Annotated in this window: 1 protein-coding gene; it reads left to right on the top strand. The window is 66.3% G+C overall.

Going from position 1 to position 436, the window contains the following annotated elements; translation table 11 throughout:
* Positions 1 to 192 (top strand): alpha/beta hydrolase (locus AACY52_RS31595; protein ID WP_339561593.1); only part of this gene is annotated, 192 nt, incomplete at its 5' end.
* Positions 193 to 436: the final 244 nt, after the last annotated feature.

Raw genomic sequence — 436 nt, 5'->3', positions numbered from 1 at the left:
CTCGCCCAGATCGAGTGCCCGGTGCGCATCACGACCGCCGAGCTGTCGGGACCGATCTACAAGGAGATGGCACGGCGCGCCCTGTCACTGATCCCGCACGCGAGCACGCTGACCTTCGCGGGGGCCGGACACTGCGTGGCGCAGGAAGTCCCCGCACGCGTGGCGGAGGCCCTCAGCGCTTTCGCGCAGTGATGCCAGCGCCTCGGACGCGGCGACGGCGATCGTGACGCGTCTCACTGTTCTCCCGGCAGCCTTGCCCCAGATTGGAGCTGTCCAGGAGAATGAATATGGTCGCTCTGATGATTATCTGCGCCAACCTGCCGTCGATGCTTGCTGTCGCGTGCGCTGCTCTGCTCGTACTGAAAGATCGCAAGCAGTGGGTCTGGTTCGCCGGCCTCGCCGTACTCGCGGGCTTCTCCGGCCTGACGGCCCTGAA

Origin of the sequence: Pseudomonas sp. EA_65y_Pfl1_P113, from assembly GCF_963970525.1 — a bacterium.
In the GTDB taxonomy this organism is placed as follows: domain Bacteria; phylum Pseudomonadota; class Gammaproteobacteria; order Pseudomonadales; family Pseudomonadaceae; genus Aquipseudomonas; species Aquipseudomonas tritici.
The sequence above is the reverse complement of the archived record's forward strand: the minus strand, read 5'-3'. Positions and strand labels throughout refer to the sequence as shown.